The sequence below is a fragment of the Sphingobacterium sp. 1.A.4 genome (genome assembly GCF_002734245.1).
Classification (GTDB): domain Bacteria; phylum Bacteroidota; class Bacteroidia; order Sphingobacteriales; family Sphingobacteriaceae; genus Sphingobacterium; species Sphingobacterium tenebrionis.
Genome location: NZ_PEAZ01000122.1, coordinates 1 through 1,245 on the forward strand (window position 1 = coordinate 1; position 1,245 = coordinate 1,245).

Consider the following 1,245-nt stretch of genomic DNA (forward strand, 5'->3'; position numbering starts at 1 on the left):
TGTAACCCTCCCTATTTTCGGACTGGCATCCAGGCGAGTTTTCAAATTTAAAAATAGTTGTTATCAATAGGTCAATCTTTTTTAAAGTTGACCTATTGATAACATGCCGCCGGCAGGGCATCGTATTCCATTGGTGTCTTTCCTCCCAATGACTCATGTGGTCTTTTGTAGTTGTAATCCTGAATCCATTCTTCTGCAAGTATCTGTACTTGCTGTGTATCTTCAAAGAGGTAGGCATCCAGGATACTTTCCCGAAATGTGCGGTTGAAACGTTCAATGTAACCGTTTTGCATCGGCCTGCCTGGTTGAATGTACTGTATCTCTATTTCTTTGCCAGCACACCAATCTCGAAATTCCCTACTGATAAATTCAGGGCCGTTATCCGTACGGAAACGTGAAGGTTTTCCCTGCTCTTTTATGATGCGATCCAATAGATAGGTTACGTTGTTTGCTGGCATACTGTGCGCAACTTCAATAGCGATGGCCCGCCTGTTAAAGTCATCAATGATGTTCAGGGTCCTGAACTTGCGCTTATTGGTCAGTACGTCGCTCATAAAGTCCAGAGACCATGTTTTAAGCGGCCTTTCTGGAATCGATAACGGTTGCTTTACCCGGGCTGGAAGTCGTCTCCTGGTCTTTCTGCGACGGTTCATCCCCAAGAGTTGATACACCCTGCGGATTCGTTTGTAGTTCCACTTCAGTCCCTCATGTCGGATACGTGAATAGTAAAGGTCCTGTCCTTCGGTTGGATACCGATCGGCCAGCTCTCGGAGCTTCGCTATCGTTTCGCTGTCGTCCTTCCTGTTCCTGTAATAATACATCGACTTCGGCAGGTTGACAACCTTGCAGGCCCTGCTGATGCTGATCTGGTGCATAGAAATAACATAAGCAGCCATATCCTTGCGCTGGCAGGGCCTTAGAACTTTTTTGATAGTACGTCCTTGAGGATCTTGTGGTCCAGGGCGAGGTCCGCATACATCTGCTTGAGACGGCGGTTCTCTTCCTCCAGTTCCTTCATACGGCGCAGCTCTTGGCTGTCCATCCCGGAATACTTCTTCTTCCAAGTGTAAAAGGTTGCTTGGTGGACACCCAACTCCCTGCAGATGTCCGAAGTGCTTTTACCCGATTCATGTTGCTTGATCGCAGAAACAATCTGGCTCTCGCTGATTCTTGTCTTTTTCATTGTACTGTTCTAAGTTACGAATTTTCGCGTTTCAGACAGTCCGAATTTTCGGGAGGGTTACA

Annotated in this window: 2 protein-coding genes; both read right to left on the reverse strand. The window is 46.8% G+C overall.

The features are described 5' to 3' along the window. Nucleotides 1-92: 92 nt before the first annotated feature. Entirely contained in the window at nt 93-932 is an 840-nt protein-coding gene (locus CRJ00_RS18075; protein WP_373560888.1) for an IS3 family transposase, read from the reverse strand. Continuing rightward, the gene (locus CRJ00_RS19420) at nt 917-1,183 is read right to left on the reverse strand and encodes a transposase (protein WP_185218669.1); all 267 of its coding nucleotides are present in this window, start codon (nt 1,181-1,183) and stop codon (nt 917-919) included. Before CRJ00_RS19420 ends, CRJ00_RS18075 begins: the two co-directional genes overlap by 16 nt. Between the last annotated feature and the right edge of the window lie 62 nt (nt 1,184-1,245).